The organism is Desulfitobacterium sp. THU1, from assembly GCF_038181555.1.
Taxonomy (GTDB): Bacteria; Bacillota; Desulfitobacteriia; order Desulfitobacteriales; family Desulfitobacteriaceae; genus Desulfitobacterium.
On the sequence record NZ_JBBWUA010000014.1, the window covers coordinates 12,806 to 31,990 of the forward strand.

Below are 19,185 nucleotides of genomic sequence, written 5' to 3' on the forward strand. Positions count from 1 at the left end.
AAATGATACTTTCCCGCTCAGATGGGGAATGCTTATCTGAGCGGGAAAGTTACACCACATGGCTGGTTTTTCGGTTACTTAGCGCTACTAGATTGACTATCAATTAAGTATCGGTCAGCTGTCGAATAGCTAACATAGTATGGAGCCATATTAACATTGCAACTAGGGACTTCATGTCCTTAGAAATATTATTAAATTTTTAGGGGGTATATATCCATGGCTGTTATGAGATCTATTATGTACATTCCTGGAAACAATCCAAAATTCATCGACAAGATTGCCTCAATTCCTGCTGACATCATCACCTTTGACCTCGAAGATGCTATACCACCTTCTGAGAAAGAAGCTACCCGTGTTATGATCAAGGAAAATCTTCACAGAGGTCGTGAAGGCGGAGCTCAAGTTTTTGTTCGTATCAACAACTGGGAAACCGGCATGACCAATGATGACTTAGAAGCTATCGTTTGGCCTGGCTTAGACGGAGTAACCTTAGCTAAAACAGGTTGTGCAGCTGACGTACAACGTCTAGACTGGAAACTAGAAGAATTAGAAATGCGTCGTGGCATTCCTGTTGGAACTGTTAAGATTTCCATGCTTCTTGAAACTGCTAAAGGTGTTCAAAATGCTGGAGAATGCTGCCTAGCTAGCAAACGTAATGTTAATGCTATCTTTGGTGCAGTTGACTATTGCCGTGATATGCGTGTTAAACTTACCTCTGCAGCTGTTGAGCAACAATACGCTCGCGCTAAAGTTGCTGTAGCTTGCCGCACAGCTGGAATCGTTGCTATTGACGCTCCTTTCGTTGATTTCAAAGATATCCCTGGTTTCGAAAAGAATGTTGCTGATGGTAAACAAATGGGTTATGAAGGTCGTATGATCATTCATCCAGGACAAGTTGAACCTTCCAACACCCTTTATGCTCCAGATCCGGCTGATGTTCAATGGGCAAAAGATGTTGTTAAAGTCTTCGAAGAAGAAGGTCTTGCTAAAGGTAAGGCTGCCGTTTCCTTGAACGGAAAAATGGTAGACACCCCTGTATATCTTAATGCACAAGATATCTTAGCTGCTCAAGCTGAAATCGATGCTAAGAATGCTGGTAAATAATTAGCAATATTGCTAATTCCTACTTAGAATTATCATTTGCGGGTCGCTTCTTCATGAAGCGACCGCATTATTAAAAATTTGCGAAACAACGTTTCATTTTTTACACACAATGAAATGCTTATAGCTGCGTGATGCTTTTAGCTTGCGTAATGCTCATAAATTATTTGGCTGAATCACATACTATCCATTAGTTTTAATCATGAGAGGGGATGTCTAAATGACACGTATTAAGAATCTTCGCGAAGAAGCTTTAGAATTTCATAAAGTAAAGCCTGGTAAACTCGAAGTTAGAGTTACCGTACCGACTAATGATCGTGACGATCTTACTCTTGCTTATTCTCCTGGTGTAGCAGAGCCTGTTAAAGAAATTGGTGCTGATATTGAAAACCTTGATATTTACACCAATCATGCCAACTACGTTAGTATCGTTTCCGATGGTACTGCTATCCTAGGCCTTGGTAACCTTGGTCCTGCAGCAGCTATGCCGGTTATGGAAGGTAAGTCACTTCTCTTCAAAGCTTTTGGCGATGTAGACGCTTTCCCTCTTTGCGTTAACACCCACGATGTCGATAAAATCGTTGAAATTGTTGAGTTAACTTCCCCTACTTTTGGTGGCGTTAACTTAGAAGATATCAAAGCACCTGAGTGCTTTGAAATCGAAGAAAAACTTAAAGCTCGCGGCATCTTCAAAGGCCCAATTTTCCATGACGACCAACACGGAACTGCAGTTGTAACCTTAGCTGGTCTGGTTAATGCTTTAAAAGTAGTCGGCAAGAAGATCGAAGACGTTAAAGTCGTTGCTAACGGTGCCGGAGCAGCCGGTATCGCTATCATCAAACTTCTCATGAGCATGGGCTTAAAAAATGTTATTATGTGCGATACCAAGGGTGCCATTTATGATGGACGTACAGCTGGTATGAACCCTTGGAAGGAAGAAATCGCTAAAGCAACTAACCCAGAAAAGTATAGTGGAGATCTGGCGGGCGCTTTAGTAGGTGCCGATGTCTTCATCGGAATTTCTGCTCCTGATGTGCTTAATGAAGATATGATCCGCTCCATGGCTAAAGATCCCATCTGCTTCTGCCAAGCTAACCCAATTCCTGAAATCTGGCCTATCCAAAGAGCTATTGACGCAGGTGCTAAAGTCATCTCCACAGGCCGTTCTGACGTCCATAACCAAATCAACAACGTTCTGGCCTTCCCTGGAATGTTCCGTGGTGCTATCGATGTTCGTGCAACTGACATCAACGACGCTATGAAAGTAGCAGCAGCTTATGCCATTGCTAATATTGTTACTGATGAAGAACTCAGTGCAGAGTACATTATTCCTAGTACTTTCAACCCTGAAGTTGCTCCCGCAGTTGCTGCAGCAGTAGCTAAAGCAGCTATGGATTCCGGAATCGCAAGACGTCCTATGGATCCTCAAGAAGTAGCTGATAATCTGAAAAAGAGATTAGCTAATCAATACAAATAATCTCTGGTTCTCTCAATAATTACCCATAATACTATAACGAAACACGAAGAAATGGGCGCTGTCCATCTCTTCGTGTTTTTTATTTATGGCATAGGAGATAATTCATATGACGAAATATATTAAAATTTTTAGAAAGTCATTGAAATTTTCTGTATTTTGAAGTAACATATTGGCATGGTGGCCTGACCAAATTAATATAATAGATACAAGACAGCTGGGCAAAGAGAGAGAAATGAAGAAGGGGTGTATAAAATGGAAGAATTAAGCTTATATGAGCGTTTTCAGACAAAGCTTCAAGCCGTGTCTGGCGAGTGTTATCGAACCCAAACGCTAGCGGAGGCGGAAGCACTTATTGCTAAAATACTCAAGGATAAAGGAATTGGGACGGTAGCGATGGTTAAGTCACCGATGGTCGGTGCTATGAATTTGGATAGAAGTCTAACTGACCAGGGTATAACTGTATACACAGATCGCTATCAAGAAGTGACTCCGACAGTAGGAGCCGGAATTACGGAAATGAAATGGGCTATTTCTGAATTGGGGACTTTAATCCAATATGCTGAGGATGTGAATGAGCGGCTTTGCTCATCTTTTACACCGTTACATATCGCTCTTGTTCAAACGTCAACACTGTTGCCGGATATCATGACGGCATTGGCGACAATTCATAAGGAGCCTAGAATTCCAGGCTATGTTGGCTTTATCACCGGTCCGAGCCGTACTTCAGACATCGAACGCGTTTTAACGATTGGTGTTCATGGTCCGGAACAACTTGTGGCAGTATTTGTAGATGAACAAGCAGGGGAGGGTGCAGTCAATGGCTGATGCGAATTTTAAAAAGAAAGTTGAAGATGCCTTGGAGAATCCCATTCTCCGTGGAGCATTAGGTCGTTTTGGTGATGTTTATGGTAAGAATCGCGAGCAAGCCTACCAAGGCTATGACTTTGAGAAACTTCGTGAAAAAGTGGTTGAGGTTAAATCCTATGCTGCTGAGCATCTAGATGAGATGATAGATCAATTTGAGAAGGCAGCAACGGCAAGAGGTGCGAAAGTTTTCCATGCTGAAACCGGAGATGATGCCAAAAAATATATCATCGAACTAGCGAAACAGCAGCAGGTTAAAAACATTGTTAAGTCCAAGTCCATGGCCTCGGAAGAGATTCACCTAAATGATGCCTTGATCAGTGAAGGTTTTGACGTTCAAGAAACTGACTTGGGTGAATGGATTATTCAATTAGCAGGACAGAAACCTTCCCATATGGTGATGCCCGCCATCCATATGACTAAAGAGCAAGTGGCTGATACATTTAATGATAACCTTAGCTATCATAATGATCCTGATATCACCAAGCTAGTCAAGACCGCTCGGGCCGAAATGCGCAAGAAATTCATGGAAGCTGATATGGGCATTTCTGGATCTAATATCGCAGTTGCTGAGACGGGAACTCTCATGATGGTGACGAATGAGGGAAATGCACGTTTAACCTCGACGATGCCGCGGGTTCATGTTTTCCTAGTGGGACTTGAGAAATTTGTTCCTAAATTCGAAGATGCCGGCTATATTTTACAGACCTTGCCCCGTAATGGCACAGCTCAACAGCTGACCAGCTACGTCACTATGATTACAGGCCCTAATCCAACCTATTATGCGGACGGGTCCGTTCAAGACAAGGAATTCCATATCATCTTGATGGATAATGGACGTCGCAAAATGTATGCCGATGAACAGTTTAAGCAGACCTTCCAATGCATTCGCTGCGCGGCATGTTTAAATGTGTGCCCGGCTTTCCAACTTGTTGGCGGACATGTTTACGGCCATATTTATACCGGCGGCATAGGTACTATTTTGACTGCATTCCTTAACTCTGAAAAGGATGCCGAAAATCCTCAGAATCTCTGCCTCCAATGCGGTAAATGTACCGAAGTCTGTGCCGGTAAGCTGGATATTCCTGGTATGATTCTAGAGATTCGGAATCGGATCGGTGATCAAAAGGGTATGGCAGTTATGCCGAAGTTTATTTTGGATGTTGTATCCAACCGTCGATTATTCCATTCCCTTCTGCGGGTTGCTTCGAAAGCTCAATTGCCCATTTCTAAGGGTCAGCCGATGATTCGCCACTTACCCTTCTTCTTATCGGGCTTGACCGATAAGCGCAGCTTGCCGACTGTCGCTGACGTACCCTTCCGAGATGTAATTAAGAAAATTGATCAAGATATTAAGAATCCCCAAGGTACCATCGCTTTCTTCGGCGGTTGTCTTATCGACTTTGTCTATCCGAAAATCGGTGAAGGGGTCGTTAAGGTATTAAATGAAAAAGGGTATAAAGTCATTTTCCCTGAAGGACAATCTTGTTGTGGGGCACCCGCAACCTATATGGGTGATCGCAAGAATGCTCGGAAATTGGCTGTCATGAATATTGAAGCGATGAATGCTGAAAGTGTAGATTATGTGGTATCAGCGTGCCCGACCTGTACTCATGCACTTATAGATAGCTTTAAAGAGCTGCTTGCTGATGATCCGGTCATGCTTAAGCGTGCCGAAGAGCTCAGTAAGAAATCTATGGACTTCTCAAAGCTTCTGACGGTCTTAGGCGGTCTGGAAGAGGATGGAGACGGTGTTCCTTTGAAAGTCACCTATCATGACTCCTGTCACTTAAGACGGAAGATGAATGTTATTCAAGAACCACGCAATATCCTCGCGAATATAAAAGGCGTTGAAGTTGTGGAGATGAATGAGTCAGATCGCTGTTGTGGCTTTGCAGGATCATATTCCATTAAATTCCCTGAAATGTCCGGACCAATTTTGGAGAGAAAGCTTCGCAATATTGATGCCACAGGGGCAGAAGTTGTAGCTGTAGATTGCCCGGGATGTCTCATGCAAATTTCCGGTGGATTGGATCAAACCGATCTGAATGTGAAGGTAATGCATACGGCGCAATTGCTATTGGAAAAGCGCCAAAACAAAAAATAATCAATTCTAAGTTGTCAATTTTTATGAGAAGAAAAGCATTGCTTCAAGGCAGTGCTTTTCGATCATTTTACTAGAAATATTTCCTTGTATCTCTGTTTTTGTGGTAAAATATATATACAAAAATACGGGGACGAAGTTGTGCCAAGGCAACCGTTCCCTCATGACCTAAGGCGACCTAGGAGGAACTATGATTAAAGCCATTCTTTTTGACTTAGACGGGACCTTGACTCTGATGAACCAAGAGGAATTCATGAAGAATTACGTGGGGCTTTTAGCTCCTCGTTTTAAGAGTCTTCTTTCCCCAGAGAAATTTGTTAAGCAGCTCAACCGTTCCACTGAGGTTATGATTAAACAACCCCAAGAGGGAAAGACTAACTTGCAAGTGTTCATTGCCGATTTTACGAAAGGGACAGGTCTAACCTATAACGCTTTATGGCCCATATTCGAGGCTTTTTATGCAACTGATTTTCCGGCGTTAAGTTATTTAGTTAAGGTTAATCAGCATGGGAAGGAAGCTGTGACGAATGCTCTAGAGGGAGGATATAAGGTCGCTATTGCTGCTAATCCGGTGATGCCACTGATTGCCATCGAAGAGCGGATTCGTTGGGCAGGTTTAACTCCGCAGATGTTTCAGGTTGTTCCTTCCATAGAGTCCTTTCATTTTTGCAAACCTCACATTGGATTCTATAGGGAGCTAGCTGAGAATCTTGAGCTGGACCCAAGCGAATGCTTAATGGTAGGTAACCATCCAGTAGAGGATTTAGTAGCCCAAGACATCGGCATGAAAACCTTCTATGTGGGGGATACCACGGAAGGGATCCAAACAACATACACGGGGGATATTGCTGAATTAGCACAGCGCATCATTGCGAGAAATCTTTAACCATGAAATTACACCTTCGAGTATTTCATGAAGGAGAGGGAATACATCATGGGAGTTTTTGTACAACAAGTATCCAGCAATAGCTGGAATCCTGTTGAATCACATAGTGTACCGAGCCATTTGCGAGGATTGCTTCAGGAGTTTTTAAGTCGATATCGAGAACTACAAAGTGCTAGACATCGGGAAGTGGCTTGGGTAATGGCGGTGATTTCCCTAGGTTTTTTTTGTCTAGGGAGTGTGATGTTTACTCCAGTGGTCGAGGTCTCCTCCTTGTTGAGTATTCTCTTGCTTGTAGGCTTTTTTCTTGCTTTAAAGCAATATCTAAAGGTGCGCAGGCTAGCTGAGCATGTTTATATCAATGTTCATATTCTCTATCACCATCTCTTAGGTAAGCTAGAGGTAGGTTTTTGTGAGCACGAATTTCCTTGCCAGTGTACCGAGAATTTTCGCAAGTACATGTGGAATCGTTACGGGATTTCTTTTTATGGAAACTCTATCTAGGCAACCAATATTTGAGATGATAAAATAGAAAATGGACATAATAAAAAAGCAATCTATTAAAGGTCTATGCCATGAATTAAATGAGAAGGGATGAATAATATGAAAAAGTATGTATGCACTATCTGTCAGTATGAATATGATCCAGCAGTAGGGGATCCTGATTCCGGTGTTGCACCAGGCACTGCTTTCGAAGATATCCCAGAGGATTGGGTTTGCCCAACTTGCGGAGTAAGCAAGGACCAGTTTGAAGTCGTCGAAGAATAGTACATAAGAAAGATGAACTCATGTAAATTGAGTTCATCTTTTTTTTCTTAACTCATGGTGTCTGAAGGTAGTTCATCAGTAGATTCCGGCTCATATCCATCATTAGTTGCTATCATGGTCATATTTGTATTCTGATCGGCTTGTGTGTCGATGCTGGGCATGGACATGGGATATCCGGGGACGGCAGTGTTTTGGAATCCATTGTTGACCCCAGAGTACATAGCCGGATTAGCTTGAGCCCCATTGTTTTGCCCCATATTGAGATGAATTTGCACCGGTACGGGTTCAGCTAGAAGAATATCCTTCTCCTTGTACCCCATAGCAACAAGCTCAAGGTACCTCTTCTGGGCCTCTCGCTCACTAAAAAGCTCTATTTCCTTTTTTAAACAAACCACATATTCCAAGTTTATCACCTCAAGACAATTATGAGCATTTCTTGGAATAGTTATGCATGCTAAAGTGCGAGAACTGCCGCTTCATCACGATCAAGTTTATCCATACAAACTTTTAAACGCTGGAGCAAGGCCGGTTCTTTGATGGCATCGCGCATTTGGCGGAGTAGGTCAATGGTACGTCGAATCACGGAGATGATATCTCCTTCATCCAGATTAGATAGTCGCTGAACCTCCGGAAAAGAGAGGCCTTGACTCCATGAGTAGACAATGATCGAAACTCTTGGATCATAGCGCACTGAATCTGTGCCACAGACGCTTTGAATATAACGGGATAGTTCTTGGATGGGTGTCCAGTCTAAGACGGGTAATCTTTGAAAATAGTCGTTTTTACGGGATTCAAAATCAATAGCTGAAAGCAAACCATTTAATTGGTCGTCGTTCAAGGTATCAAATACATCTGAAAAAATAAGCTCCGTTACTAATAATTCCTGGACGTAGATATGGCGCGCACATTCCCCGCGGGGGAGTAATTCATCATCGCGGATATATCCCAGTTGAATTAATTGATTCTTTTTATATTGAAATTCATTGAAGAAATAGTCTTGACCCGGCAAAGTCTTGAGCTCTTTACGGATATCAACCATGCTTTGCTGCAATTTTCGACGCTGTTTATTTTCCTTCTCGCACAGCTCTAACTTTGAGTTAGGGCATTTTTGCGGGGTCTGGGATAATAGCTTTTCCCAATTTTTTATTTTGCGGGCCATTTCTCGGCCGTAGACTCGATTTTGGCGGCGTGGTCCTAAAGCGTGATAGGCCCGTTTAAGGCGGTCCAATTCTGTCTTTTTCGGGAGATATCTGACGGGACAGGTATAGCTGTCGGCATGTTTACACACGTGTTCACCTTTGTTACCAAACTGTTCTTCCAGTTGAGCTAATTCAGCAATCAGATGTCCGTGAATCTGGAGATTGCTGTGAGCGGCAAAGCTTTTCTGAAAGTAGATCTGGATTTGCTCAAGTGTGAGGGTGAGCTGAAGATTCAAGACCGTGTTATAGCTTAGTTTAAATTGACTGGTCAGTGGTTCTAAACGGTTAATATTGAAGCGGGGAGGGGGACTTTTTTCCATATAATTTAGATCTACAAGAGCAAAGGAATAGCCTCGTTCATCTAATCCCCGTCGGCCCGCCCGTCCGGACATTTGAAAAAATTCGTGATTAGCCAAGGAACGAAAGTTGCGACCGTCGAATTTGTTTAAGCTATCAAAGCAAACGGAACGAACCGGGTAATTGATGCCTACGCTGAAGGTTTCGGTACAATAAAGGACATGAATAAGGCGTTTAAGAAACAGCTCTTCAACCAGGACTTTTTGCGAGGGTATAAGCCCCGCGTGGTGAAAAGCAATTCCTTTGACCGCAAGCCGTCGCAACAAGCGTGTGGAGGCTGACCATTCTTCTTCCGGGCCAAAATGATCTAGAAAAGCATCCTCGACTTGTTTTCTTTCTTGAGGCTTTAAATAATTGGTTAAAGAGGCTAATTCTGATGCCTTATCGGCACATTGTTTGCGACTGAAGACAAAGTAGAGAGCAGGTAGATATTGTTTTTGGATGACCTTAATCAAGTCAATATGACTGGTTGGGGCAAACAAGCTACCCTCTTGAGGAGGGGCGGATGTAATTCTTTGGCGATAATATTTCCAGAGCTTGTCATAGGTGATCAAACCGGTATCCTTTGAAAAGTAATAGTATTCTAAAGGAACAATGCGACGATGTTCTTCGATCAATGCGACATCCTCTTGGCGAATGGTTCCGATCCACTCTACCAGCTGATGAGCATTGGCAATGGTAGCACTCAAGCCCAATAGCTTCATGTGCGGGGGAGCTAAAATAATGGACTCTTCCCAGACAGTACCTCGTTCCTCATCATTAAGCCAATGAATCTCATCGAAAATGATGTAGGACACGGATTCCAAGGTAGGGTCGTTGGTAATCACTTGGTTTCGGAAAATCTCAGTTGTCATAATGAGTAAAGGAGCTTCCGAATTGAGCACCACATCCCCGGTAAGGATACCGACATTTTCAACGCCGAACAGGGCTTTATAATCCTTAAACTTCTGGTTGCTCAGTGCTTTAATGGGTGCGGTATAAATAATTCGTCGTCCATCGGCCATGACTTTTTCGACTAAATAATCAGCGACGAGTGTTTTTCCTGTTCCGGTGGGAGCAGCGACAATTACAGATTTTCCGGCATCAATGGCATCTAAGGCTTCTTCTTGAAATGCATCTAAAGTTAAGCCGTGATATGTGCGTGCAGACATTGAAAATCATCTCATTTCTTCCGGAGTTTTATCTATTTTAACAAACCCTTCTCTAAGGGTCAAATTATGGAAGGATTCTATGAAGATTATGGCATGAGTAAGCCAAAAAGGCCATATGATGAAACAAGAACTGGCCAAGGGGGGAGTCTAAATGTCATTGCGCCTAGAGGCCGAGGAAGCCATGGGGCTTCGCTTTCCGGAAAGAAATGGAGAAGCGATGATACGCTTTGATGAAACCATGGAGGTACCCCAGGGTGCGGAAACGCTCATGCGGGGACTTTATCGCAATCCAGAGGAAATCAAAACAGGGTTTAAAATCCTCCATCAGGAGACGGCTACTTTGCTAGAGATCATTTTGCCTCGGCGGGCCCGTTTGAGAGAATGGCTGGAGGAGCTTCCCGAGCAACCAAAGGAAGCGGAATCCTTCCTCCGCGAAACGTCGCAAAAAATTCAACAACAGGACCGCAAAGTGTCGCACATGGAAAATGAATTGATCTCCAAATTAGCGGAGTCAGGCATGGACGACCTGTTTCCTTTACCCTTATCCGTGTTTGTCCAGCTTTCATATTCTGAACCCTGTGCTAAGATTTTTCTGCGTCCCTTAGGAAGGTTTGCCGAGATTTTAAAATTGAATCCAGAGATTGTGCGACAAGTCGTGCGGATTCATTTACTCTATTGCTTGTTGATTATCGGCGGCCAAGATTTAGATGGTCAATCCTTTCGTCGCGGAAATGAAGATTCGACTCTAATCGGTATTGCGTCCTTTTTTGCCCTAAAGCATATGAAGAAAGCCACCCCTGAGTACCAGCACTGCTATACGGAATGGGTGAAGGCTTGGGGTGGAAAAAGTTATCTTCGTTTGATACCCCAAGAAAGCAGCGTAGAAAAAGTAAGAGCCGCCATGGTGTTTTGGCGGCGTAATCCCGAATTATCTTGGGAAGCTACTTGGAACGGTCTTCGTCCTTTAGATATGGAGAGTTCAACAGGTCCTCGCCCACTTGCCTCATGGCCAATCCGCTAATTCATGAGGGAGCAGAATTTCCATGCGATCCTCATTTTGGCGGATTATCGCGGATTTCTTCCATTGATTAAGGGTGCGATTAACCAATTCCCTTGAAGTGCCAATCATACTGGCTAAATCCTTGTTGGTAAGTGTTGCATCATAATATATGGGTTGTCCTTGCGTAGTAGCTGGCTTAGCTAGGCGAAGTAAGAGGGTGGCCAAAATTCCTGCCGTAGAACGGCTAGTCAAAACTCGAATGAACTCCTGATTCATACGCAAACGCATATTGAGCTTGCGAATGAGTGCTACTGCTAAATGAGGATGACTTTCTAATATTTCAACCATCCCTTCATTGGATAACACAAGAAGAGTGCTGTCCCTCAGTGCTTCTGCGGTAGCCGGATAGGAACCGGGTTCAACCAAGAGTATTTCTGCGAGGCTGTCACTGGGACCGCACCAATCGAGTATTTGTTCATCACCATTAGGCAAAGCTTTACTGAGCTTCACTTGACCTTCAAGGATAAAATAAACCTGGGAGCCGATTTCTCCTTCAATAAAGAGAATTTGCCCTTTTCGATATTTCCGGGTTTTGAAAAGAGGCAAAACGGGTGATAAATCTTGATCAGGTAGGGATGAGAATAAACTAAAACGTCTTAGTAGTTCTGGATCCAGCAAAATAATACCTCACTTTACACGAGCTAAAAGATGGTTTCTCACAACATCATATGAATAGGAATATTATTAGTAGAGACTTATTTTCTTGCTGTTAAGGCAACTATAGAAATCCAGGGCAAGGAGAGCAGTAATCGAGGACTGAGAGATTAAAGGAGAGTAAGATGGCAAAAGTGGAGAGTGTTCCAATTAAAATACAGTTTACTGTAGACTCACCCTTTAAAATCACGGCAATAATCATTCAATTTCTGGTTATAATTTTAATCATTATTTGCAGTTGATTTTGGATTGGGTAATCTGGATTGATTATGTATGGGAGGGTGCCTCGGCAACGCGCTGGGCAGCACTAACAATAGCGGAAATAACCCGAGCTTTATCGGGCAAGGATTCCGACTCCCATTGGGTTAGTATTTCCCCACGGAGAGAAACATAGTATCTGCTGGGTAACTGGTTTAAGGAAAGAGCTGCTATGTCGGCTTGACAACGATCGCATGAGCATGGTAATTGATATTTTTCCATATACTCTTTTAAAACATGATGTACCACACTTTCGGTGTGGTTTTTTAATTCATACATGACTCAGCCTCCTCTAAAAATACTATCCTATCTTCATAATAGTGGGAATTTGTCGGATGCACAAGAGAATTAATTTTAATTTTCACTTGCTCTGTCTGCAAAGTTGCTTTTTCCGAGGAGGAAATAATATTAAAATGAATGTATACTTATTTTTAGTGGAAAACATCACTGGGCGTATAAAAAGTGAGGGAAAGAAATGAAAAAGGTTAAACTAATAGCCACAGGTGGTACGATCGCCATGCGCAAGGATCCTTGTGGCAAAGCGGTACCAGCCGTTACTGGACACGATCTATTAGGAAGTCTACCCGAATTGCAGAAAGACGCCACATGGGATGTGATCGAATTTAGTAATGTAGCCAGCTGTAATTTTGATCCGGAGCGTATGCTCCAATTGGCCAAGGTTGTCAATGAAGCGTTTGCTGATCCGGATTGCCAAGGGATCATTATCACCCATGGAACCGACACCTTAGAGGAAACAGCTTATTTCTTGGATCTTACAGTTAAAGATACACGACCGGTTATTCTGACGGCGTCTCAGAGAGATGCTTCAGAACGGGACTCAGACGGACCTCGTAATTTACATAATTCCCTGAGAATTGCCCTCGATTCCCGTGCCAAAGAGCGAGGAGTTTTGATTGCTTTAAATGAAGAGATTCATGCGGCAAGGGACGTCAGGAAACTACATACCAGCCATGTCGATGCCTTTAGTTCCGGAGAATTAGGTTCACTCGGGAGCATTGACAACGAGGAAGTGCTGTGGCACCGTAAACCCGAGCCCACTATAAAATTTGATCTTCCTTCCTCCTTGGCAAAGGTGATTATCTGTAAGGCTTACACAGGTATGAACGAACGGTTGTTAGAGTGTATGGTGGACTCTCAAGTTGAGGGAGTTGTAATCGAGGCTTTCGGCCGAGGAAATGTACCTCCCGAAGTCGTTCCGGCTCTCCAAAGAATTACCGCCCGCAATATACCCACGGTGGTAACCTCTCGTTGCTTGTTTGGGCGAACTGCCCCCATCTATGGTTACCCTGGTGGTGGAGCCAATCTCCAAGAGCATGGTGCCTTATTTGCCGGAGACCTTTCTACAGAGAAAGTGCGTTTGCTTCTCAGCATCGCCTTAAAGTCCGGAGTCACTCAGGATGACCTGCGAGAAATTCTCAGCAGCGGTGGCGTAAAGTAGACAAGGAAAGAATAATCCATTACAATCCTAAGGGAGGAATGTAATGGAAGCCTAGAAAGCGAGGATTTTATTGATGGATTTTTCCGGTAAGGATAAAGCAACCTATGTTCAAGATACGTTTAACTCAATTGCCAAGCGTTATGATCTGATGAATAGCTTGATGAGTTTTGGTTTAGATAAAGGATGGCGAAGAAAAGCAGTTCAAACTGTTGAAGCAAAGCCTGGCATGAACATGGTTGATATCTGTTGTGGGACAGCACAGCTCTCCTTAGAGCTAGCCATGACGGTGGGGGAGCAGGGACATGTAACAGGATTGGATTTCTCAGAAAATATGCTAGGCAAAGCCAAGGAGAATTTGGCGAATTCACCCTATCGGGCAATTATTGAACTTAAACAGGGGGATGCCATGAACTTGCCCTTTGCGGATAACTCCTTTGACGGAGCAACCGTGGGCTGGGGGCTTAGAAACCTTCCCGATTTGGAAAAAGGGGTTCGAGAGATGGTGCGTGTCGTTAAGCCGGGCAGTATGGTTGTCTCGTTAGACATGGCTAAGCCGACAATGCCTGGTTTTAAGCAAGGATATTGGCTCTATTTTAATAAACTGGTTCCTTTAATGGGGAAAATCTGGGCTGGGAAGGCAAAGGCCTATCAGTATCTTCATGACTCGGCAGTAGAATTTCCCGCTCAACAAGAACTAGCACGTATCTTTGCTAGCAATGGTTTAACGGATACTCGCTACATTAATCTTGCCGGTGGGGTTGTGGCGATCGTCTGTGGTCGCAAGCCTAAGAATAAATGATGAAAGACATGAGGTGATGAGATGGGAGAATTAACTCTCGGCGCAAAGGGAAGGGCAGAAAAGCTGGTTGATCAAACCAACACTGCAAAAACAATGGGTAGTGGCTCGTTGGATGTATTTGCTACACCTGCTTTAGTCGCTATGATGGAGGAAGCAGCTGTGAATGCTTTAACGTTAGAGGACGGACAAAGCAGTGTAGGGGTCGCGCTTGACATTAAGCATACTGCAGCAACCCCTCTTGATATGAAAGTCTGGGCTGTAGCTGAGTTGATAGAGATTGACCGTCGCCGTTTAGTCTTTAAATTAGAAGCTTTCGATGAGAAAGAACTTATCGGGACAGGAGTTCACGAACGATTCTTGATCGATGCCGAAAAATTCATGAGTAAAGCATTGTTAAAACGTAGTGAACAGGAGTAATGGCTGTGGAAAGCTATGATACAGTGTTAAGTGCATCGGCATGGGAGCAAGTCATTGAAAAATCGCGTTTTATTGGCCTTGTGTTTCCAGTCACCAATACGCAGGAAGTGGAGCAAAGACTTCAGGAGGTTCGCAAGGATTACCCCAATGCTCGTCATTATGTCTATGCCTATCGTCTCTATCAAGGCCAACTGGAAAAGTCCACAGATGATGGTGAGCCACAAGGAACAGGTGGAAGACCCGTCCTCGATGTGCTTCAATATCGTCAGTTATGGGATGTCCTTCTGGTGGTTATTCGTTATTTTGGGGGGATTCTTCTCGGTACGGGTGGGCTAAGCCGAGCCTATGGCGGCACTGCACGTCAGTTGATGGATCAAGCATCTGTAGGGAGGCTTGTTCCTCATCAGATTTATGAAATCGAAGCAGGTTACGAGTGGTATGAGCCGTTAAAATACTGGTTAAAACAGTATTCCTGGTCAACCGCTAACGAGGAATTCCTTGCGCTTGTAAAATTTCAAGTGTATATTCCTTGGGCGGATAGACAACAATTCTTAGACTGGTTGGCCGATTTTACTGAACGAAAAGTTGTTGCACGGGAGATAGAAGTTACTTTATGTGCTGAACTTGAATAATAAGATGAAAGACCCAGCTAAGGCGGGGTCTTCTTTATTTAGATGAAGGTTTATTTGGTGAAAAAATCAGAGTATTTTTAATATAAGAAAACAAGAACTTTCACTTGCGTATGCTTTTGTTTTCACATATAATATGAGTAAAGGTAAGTGAAAGTTATTACTTGAAATGATATATAGCATCGTGTCACTACTTATAGACTACGACGAAGGGGGTAGATGTTATGTTAGCTTGGATCGCAATGATTATTCTGGGGATCTTTTTGGTTAGTTGCGGAATCGCTGTGTGCGCTTCATGTCGCCAAATTTTCTCTGTTAGCTTCAATTCCTTTAACACTCCTAAAGGAACAAGAAGTAAAGCCACAAGACCTTCCCACGCGTAGATATCAAGTAAATTAGGGATTTAGAGACTGCTCAGTATAGGAGCAGTCTTTTTTCATACTTTCATTCCCTTGTATACTTCCATGATTGAAGTGGCAGATTAAGGGAATGAGGGGGATAATCATGTTTAGTATAGCGCATTGGGTGTTTCTTTTCTTTATCTTGATTATTATCTTTGCTTTGTTCTTCCGTAAGCTTCCTTTATTACCTGCCACGATCGGCTTATTTGGAGTAGGAATTGCCCAAAGTGGTAATGGGATTGAAGCGGTGCAGATATCCTTTCGGGCAATAATTCTTGCTACGGATAACCTGCTCGGAGTAATTGTGCTGATTGGACTTATCGTAGCGCTAACCAAGCTGCTCCAAGAGTCGGGTGCAGATCAAATCTTAGTGAGTCCTTTGATGAGAATTAAATCCATAAGTGTAGCTTATTGGTCAATTGGGCTTGTCATGTGGGTATTGACTTTATTGATCTGGCCGACTCCAGCGTTGACTCTTCTAGGAGCGGCAGTTATACCTGCTTTGGGGCGGGCGGGAATCCATCCTATCCCTCTCGCGGTCAGTTTAGCGGTTTTTGGAAAGGGAATAGGATTATCGGGGGATTTCGTTATCCAAGGGGCGCCTTCATTGATAAGCAAAGCCACAGGGATTCCTATTGCCGTGATTCTCTCTGCCTCTTTTCCTGTGGTTATGTTGAGCGGTGGTTGTGGTGCTTTAATTGGTTATATAGCACTAAAGTTGTTTTTAAATAAAGAAGAAATGCCAAAAAAACTAATGGATGCAGGGCAAAAAGGCAATCTAGGAATGGAAAGAGAGGATAAGAAGGTCACTCAACAGGGGTCATCCCCCAAGAGAAACCAGTGGATAGCAGGCATTATAGGCTTGAGCTATCTAGGCACTGTAATCACCATTCTAATGTACAAAATTCGTGGGGATGAAGCTAGTGGATTGATTGGCGGAGTGACCTTATTGATCCTCTGCCTATGTACAGTACTTACGGAAAAGAAAAGAGCCTTCGCTCAATTTATTGTTTACGTCAAGGAAGGAATGCGTTATGCTATGGGAGTATTTGCACCCATAGTCATGATGTCCAGCTTTTTTTTTCTAGGGACGATGGCCGGTTACGAGCAGGTTTTTTTGCTGGATGGACCAGGCTATTTTTATGATTATTCTATCCTCCTTTCCGAAATACTTCCGCTTACGAAATGGACGGTATCGGCGCTTATTGTGTTCATAGCCATTCTCGGTTCACTAGATGGTTCTGGCTTCTCGTGTTTACCTTTAGTGGGGGGGATTGCGGTTGCTCTAAGCCAGGTATCTCAATTGCCAGCGGTTCCTTTAGCAGTCTTGGGCCAGGTGGTCGGGATATGGACCGGAGCAGCTTTAATACCCTGGGGATTTGTAGCTGTGACATCTGCCGTGGCAGGGGTTGAGGTTCATAGCATAATGAAATATACAATACCTGCCTACCTGGCAGCTGTTATTTGTGCCTTTGGGTGGACTTTACTGCAGCTATGATACGGTAATTCATAGAAAGAGAAGGAGAAACTTGGTTTGTGTCGAATATACGAGATAGTCAAAGATAATAAGGGGGGGAGCGTAAGATTTCGTTATATTGGATAACTGTAATGATAGTCAGTGCTCCTTTTATATTTATGGTACTTCGGATAGCTGATCGAGCGAAGTTGAAGAAGGGCGAGGTTGTATTTGCGTCCTTGTCAATGCTTATCTTTGCCCAAATTTTCCCTTATGCACTACGCCAAGGTAGAATTCTACTTTGGATAGTTGGTGTTTGTGGGTTCCTTCTTTTAGCCATAGTAATAATGGTTGCCAGGAACCGGGCAAAGGACATTAATGAAGGGGATACCAACTCGGATCAAACAGAAGTCATTGATTTTAAGGAATCGGAAGAAACTCAATTTGTGACGGATCCTGCGGTTGTACTCATAGAGGCTCAACACCAGTTTGACTTAGAGGCAGTGGATCTTGATTCTACAGCTGAGATTATTGTAGATGATTTGTTCGATGCTACGAATTATGAAGAATCTACGGAACCAGCTGAAGAAACGGAGACAACTGAACTAGAAGAGTCGGTAGAGCCGGAAGAGCCAGTGGAGTCGGAAGAGCCAGTGGAGTCGGAAGAGCCAGTGGAGTCGGAAGAGTCGGTGGAGTCGGAAGAGCCAGTGGAGCCGGAAGAGCCAGTGGAGTCGGAAGAGCCAGTAGAGCCGGAAGAGCCAGTGGAGTTGGAAGAGCCAGTGGAGTCGGAAGAGCCAGTAGAGTCGGTAGAGCTAGTGGAGTCGGAAGAGCTAGTGGAGTCGGAAGAGCCAGTGGAGTCGGAAGAGCCAGTGGAGTCGGAAGAGCCAGTAGAGTCGGTAGAGCTAGCCGAATCGATAGAACGGGTAGAAGCAGTAGAATCACAACAACCAGTTGAACCAACTGAAGTAATTGATCATAAAGAATACAGTGAGCCCATAGAACCCATGGCTCCCACATCGCCATTGATTACTTCCTTCAGGCAGGCTGAGGAATTCAGCATCGAGGACCTTATTGATAGAGGGTTCCAGGCGAAGGAGCAGGGACGTTTTCACCTTGCAGCTGAATGGTTTATTTTGGCCCTAGAACAAAAGCCATCTTATGATATTGCTTTTTACTTAATTATGGAAATTTGTAAACACTGGAGAAATGGTTCCTCAATTTATGATGCGTTGGATAAGGTCACTCCTTATCTCAATGAATATATTCAAAATGCGCCTCCTGAGTGGGGTATTAAACTCGTGGAATGGCTGGAAGTGGAAAACTTGCCAATTCCAAGGGAGATTTTAGGAAGGACTGATTAATGAGATGAAGGCAAGTGCAGAAATCAAAGGTTTGCGTATTATTAGCATATCAGAAGGAACACAAGTGGGAGTGGTAAAAGACTATATTCTTAATCCTCAAAAGGGGAGCTTAGAGTTTTTTGTGGTGGACCAGCCCACAGATTATTTTGGCGCTAAAGTGATTTCCTTTGCTGATATTATTGGATTAGGAGAGTTTGCTCTGACCGTCCCTAACCCTGATGTAATTCAAAACGTTGCTAATAGTAACGAAGCGCAAGAATTGATACAGCAAGGTGTCCAAGTCATCGGCACAAAAGTATTGACAAAAAAAGGTGCATTGATCGGTGAAGTAAAAGAGATTCTCATCGACGAACAGACCGGAAAAATTGCTCAATGTGCAATTACAGATAATAATGGTGAAGGTCATCAAGTCAATGGAGAACAAATCATTACTTATGGTAAAGAGCTCCTAATTATTGAAGTGGATCCACGGGATACTGTGACAGAAGTTGTTAGTCAAGCTGTAAGTGGTAAAGTTGAAGTGATAGAACCAAAGGTTAGCGAAGCTACTCCAGTAGTTGCTGAAGAAGATTTAGTTAGTCAACAAAATGAAGCTGCGGAGTTCAATCTTTTTGAACAACGTCAATTGCAATATTTTGTTGGTAAGACTGTAGTTCAAGATGTTGAATTGGATAATGGCGAAATGTTACATGCAGGTGAGCCGATGACTGAAACAACAATTCGTCAGATTACTACACGGAGTAAGCTAATGGAAATCACTTCTTTACTTCATAAGAACTAAGTTGGC

General features: G+C 43.4%; 19 protein-coding genes. 15 read left to right on the top strand and 4 right to left on the bottom strand.

The features are described from left to right. Positions 1–216 precede the first annotated feature (216 nt). The 7 genes from AAC978_RS11510 (at position 217) to rd (ending at position 7,197) form a co-directional block, all read left to right on the top strand. Complete coding sequence (locus AAC978_RS11510) at positions 217–1,104, top strand: HpcH/HpaI aldolase/citrate lyase family protein (RefSeq protein ID WP_341548190.1); 888 nt, start codon at positions 217–219, stop codon at positions 1,102–1,104. Between the two features lie 217 nt (positions 1,105–1,321). After that, on the top strand, positions 1,322–2,578 hold the full coding sequence (locus AAC978_RS11515; RefSeq protein WP_341548191.1) for an NAD(P)-dependent malic enzyme: 1,257 nt from the start codon (positions 1,322–1,324) through the stop codon (positions 2,576–2,578). 252 nt (positions 2,579–2,830) lie between these two features. Next, a complete protein-coding gene (locus AAC978_RS11520; RefSeq protein WP_341548192.1) occupies positions 2,831–3,403 on the top strand; it encodes a LutC/YkgG family protein in 573 nt (190 codons plus the stop codon). After that, positions 3,396–5,549, top strand: coding sequence for an L-lactate dehydrogenase (quinone) large subunit LdhH (ldhH, locus tag AAC978_RS11525; RefSeq protein ID WP_341548193.1), 2,154 nt, complete (start codon positions 3,396–3,398; stop codon positions 5,547–5,549). The genes AAC978_RS11520 and ldhH overlap by 8 nt, the downstream gene beginning before the upstream one ends. Positions 5,550–5,736: 187 nt before the next feature. After that, positions 5,737–6,432, top strand: coding sequence for an HAD family hydrolase (locus AAC978_RS11530; protein ID WP_341548194.1), 696 nt, complete (start codon positions 5,737–5,739; stop codon positions 6,430–6,432). A gap of 48 nt (positions 6,433–6,480) precedes the next feature. After that, positions 6,481–6,933 (top strand): hypothetical protein, encoded by a 453-nt coding sequence (locus tag AAC978_RS11535; RefSeq protein ID WP_341548195.1) that lies wholly within the window; start codon positions 6,481–6,483, stop codon positions 6,931–6,933. 99 nt (positions 6,934–7,032) lie between these two features. Then, entirely contained in the window at positions 7,033–7,197 is a 165-nt protein-coding gene (gene rd, locus AAC978_RS11540; RefSeq protein WP_341548196.1) for a rubredoxin, read from the top strand. Positions 7,198–7,244: 47 nt separating this feature from the next. Here rd and AAC978_RS11545 read toward each other — a convergent pair whose 3' ends face one another. Both AAC978_RS11545 and AAC978_RS11550 read right to left on the bottom strand, forming a co-directional pair. After that, complete coding sequence (locus tag AAC978_RS11545) at positions 7,245–7,517, bottom strand: hypothetical protein (RefSeq protein WP_341548197.1); 273 nt, start codon at positions 7,515–7,517, stop codon at positions 7,245–7,247. A 134-nt stretch (positions 7,518–7,651) separates the two neighbouring features. After that, positions 7,652–9,904: a DEAD/DEAH box helicase gene (locus AAC978_RS11550; protein WP_341548198.1), complete on the bottom strand. Its 2,253-nt coding sequence runs from the start codon at positions 9,902–9,904 to the stop codon at positions 7,652–7,654. Positions 9,905–10,055: 151 nt separating this feature from the next. Here AAC978_RS11550 and AAC978_RS11555 point away from each other — a divergent pair, with 151 nt between their 5' ends. Continuing rightward, complete coding sequence (locus tag AAC978_RS11555) at positions 10,056–10,925, top strand: hypothetical protein (protein WP_341548199.1); 870 nt, start codon at positions 10,056–10,058, stop codon at positions 10,923–10,925. Here AAC978_RS11555 and AAC978_RS11560 read toward each other — a convergent pair. Next, a complete protein-coding gene (locus AAC978_RS11560) occupies positions 10,908–11,582 on the bottom strand; it encodes a Crp/Fnr family transcriptional regulator (protein WP_341548200.1) in 675 nt (224 codons plus the stop codon). The two genes, AAC978_RS11555 and AAC978_RS11560, sit on opposite strands and share 18 nt — an antisense overlap. Before the next feature lie 303 nt (positions 11,583–11,885). Next, entirely contained in the window at positions 11,886–12,155 is a 270-nt protein-coding gene (locus tag AAC978_RS11565) for a late competence development ComFB family protein (RefSeq protein ID WP_341548201.1), read from the bottom strand. 196 nt (positions 12,156–12,351) lie between these two features. Between AAC978_RS11565 and AAC978_RS11570 the strand changes: the two genes are divergently transcribed. The 7 genes from AAC978_RS11570 to AAC978_RS11600 all read left to right on the top strand — a co-directional run bounded on the left by AAC978_RS11570 (position 12,352) and on the right by AAC978_RS11600 (position 19,179). Next, positions 12,352–13,335 (top strand): asparaginase, encoded by a 984-nt coding sequence (locus AAC978_RS11570; RefSeq protein WP_341548202.1) that lies wholly within the window; start codon positions 12,352–12,354, stop codon positions 13,333–13,335. Between the two features lie 73 nt (positions 13,336–13,408). Continuing rightward, positions 13,409–14,134 (top strand): demethylmenaquinone methyltransferase, encoded by a 726-nt coding sequence (locus AAC978_RS11575; protein ID WP_341548203.1) that lies wholly within the window; start codon positions 13,409–13,411, stop codon positions 14,132–14,134. Positions 14,135–14,155: 21 nt separating this feature from the next. After that, positions 14,156–14,551: a thioesterase family protein gene (locus AAC978_RS11580; protein ID WP_341548204.1), complete on the top strand. Its 396-nt coding sequence runs from the start codon at positions 14,156–14,158 to the stop codon at positions 14,549–14,551. Positions 14,552–14,556: 5 nt separating this feature from the next. Beyond that, positions 14,557–15,183: a YigZ family protein gene (locus tag AAC978_RS11585; RefSeq protein WP_341548205.1), complete on the top strand. Its 627-nt coding sequence runs from the start codon at positions 14,557–14,559 to the stop codon at positions 15,181–15,183. Between the two features lie 501 nt (positions 15,184–15,684). Continuing rightward, complete coding sequence (locus AAC978_RS11590; RefSeq protein WP_341548206.1) at positions 15,685–17,079, top strand: citrate transporter; 1,395 nt, start codon at positions 15,685–15,687, stop codon at positions 17,077–17,079. A gap of 137 nt (positions 17,080–17,216) precedes the next feature. Beyond that, positions 17,217–18,398, top strand: coding sequence for an MFS transporter (locus AAC978_RS11595; protein ID WP_341548207.1), 1,182 nt, complete (start codon positions 17,217–17,219; stop codon positions 18,396–18,398). A gap of 4 nt (positions 18,399–18,402) precedes the next feature. Next, complete coding sequence (locus AAC978_RS11600; RefSeq protein ID WP_341548208.1) at positions 18,403–19,179, top strand: PRC-barrel domain-containing protein; 777 nt, start codon at positions 18,403–18,405, stop codon at positions 19,177–19,179. Positions 19,180–19,185: the final 6 nt, after the last annotated feature.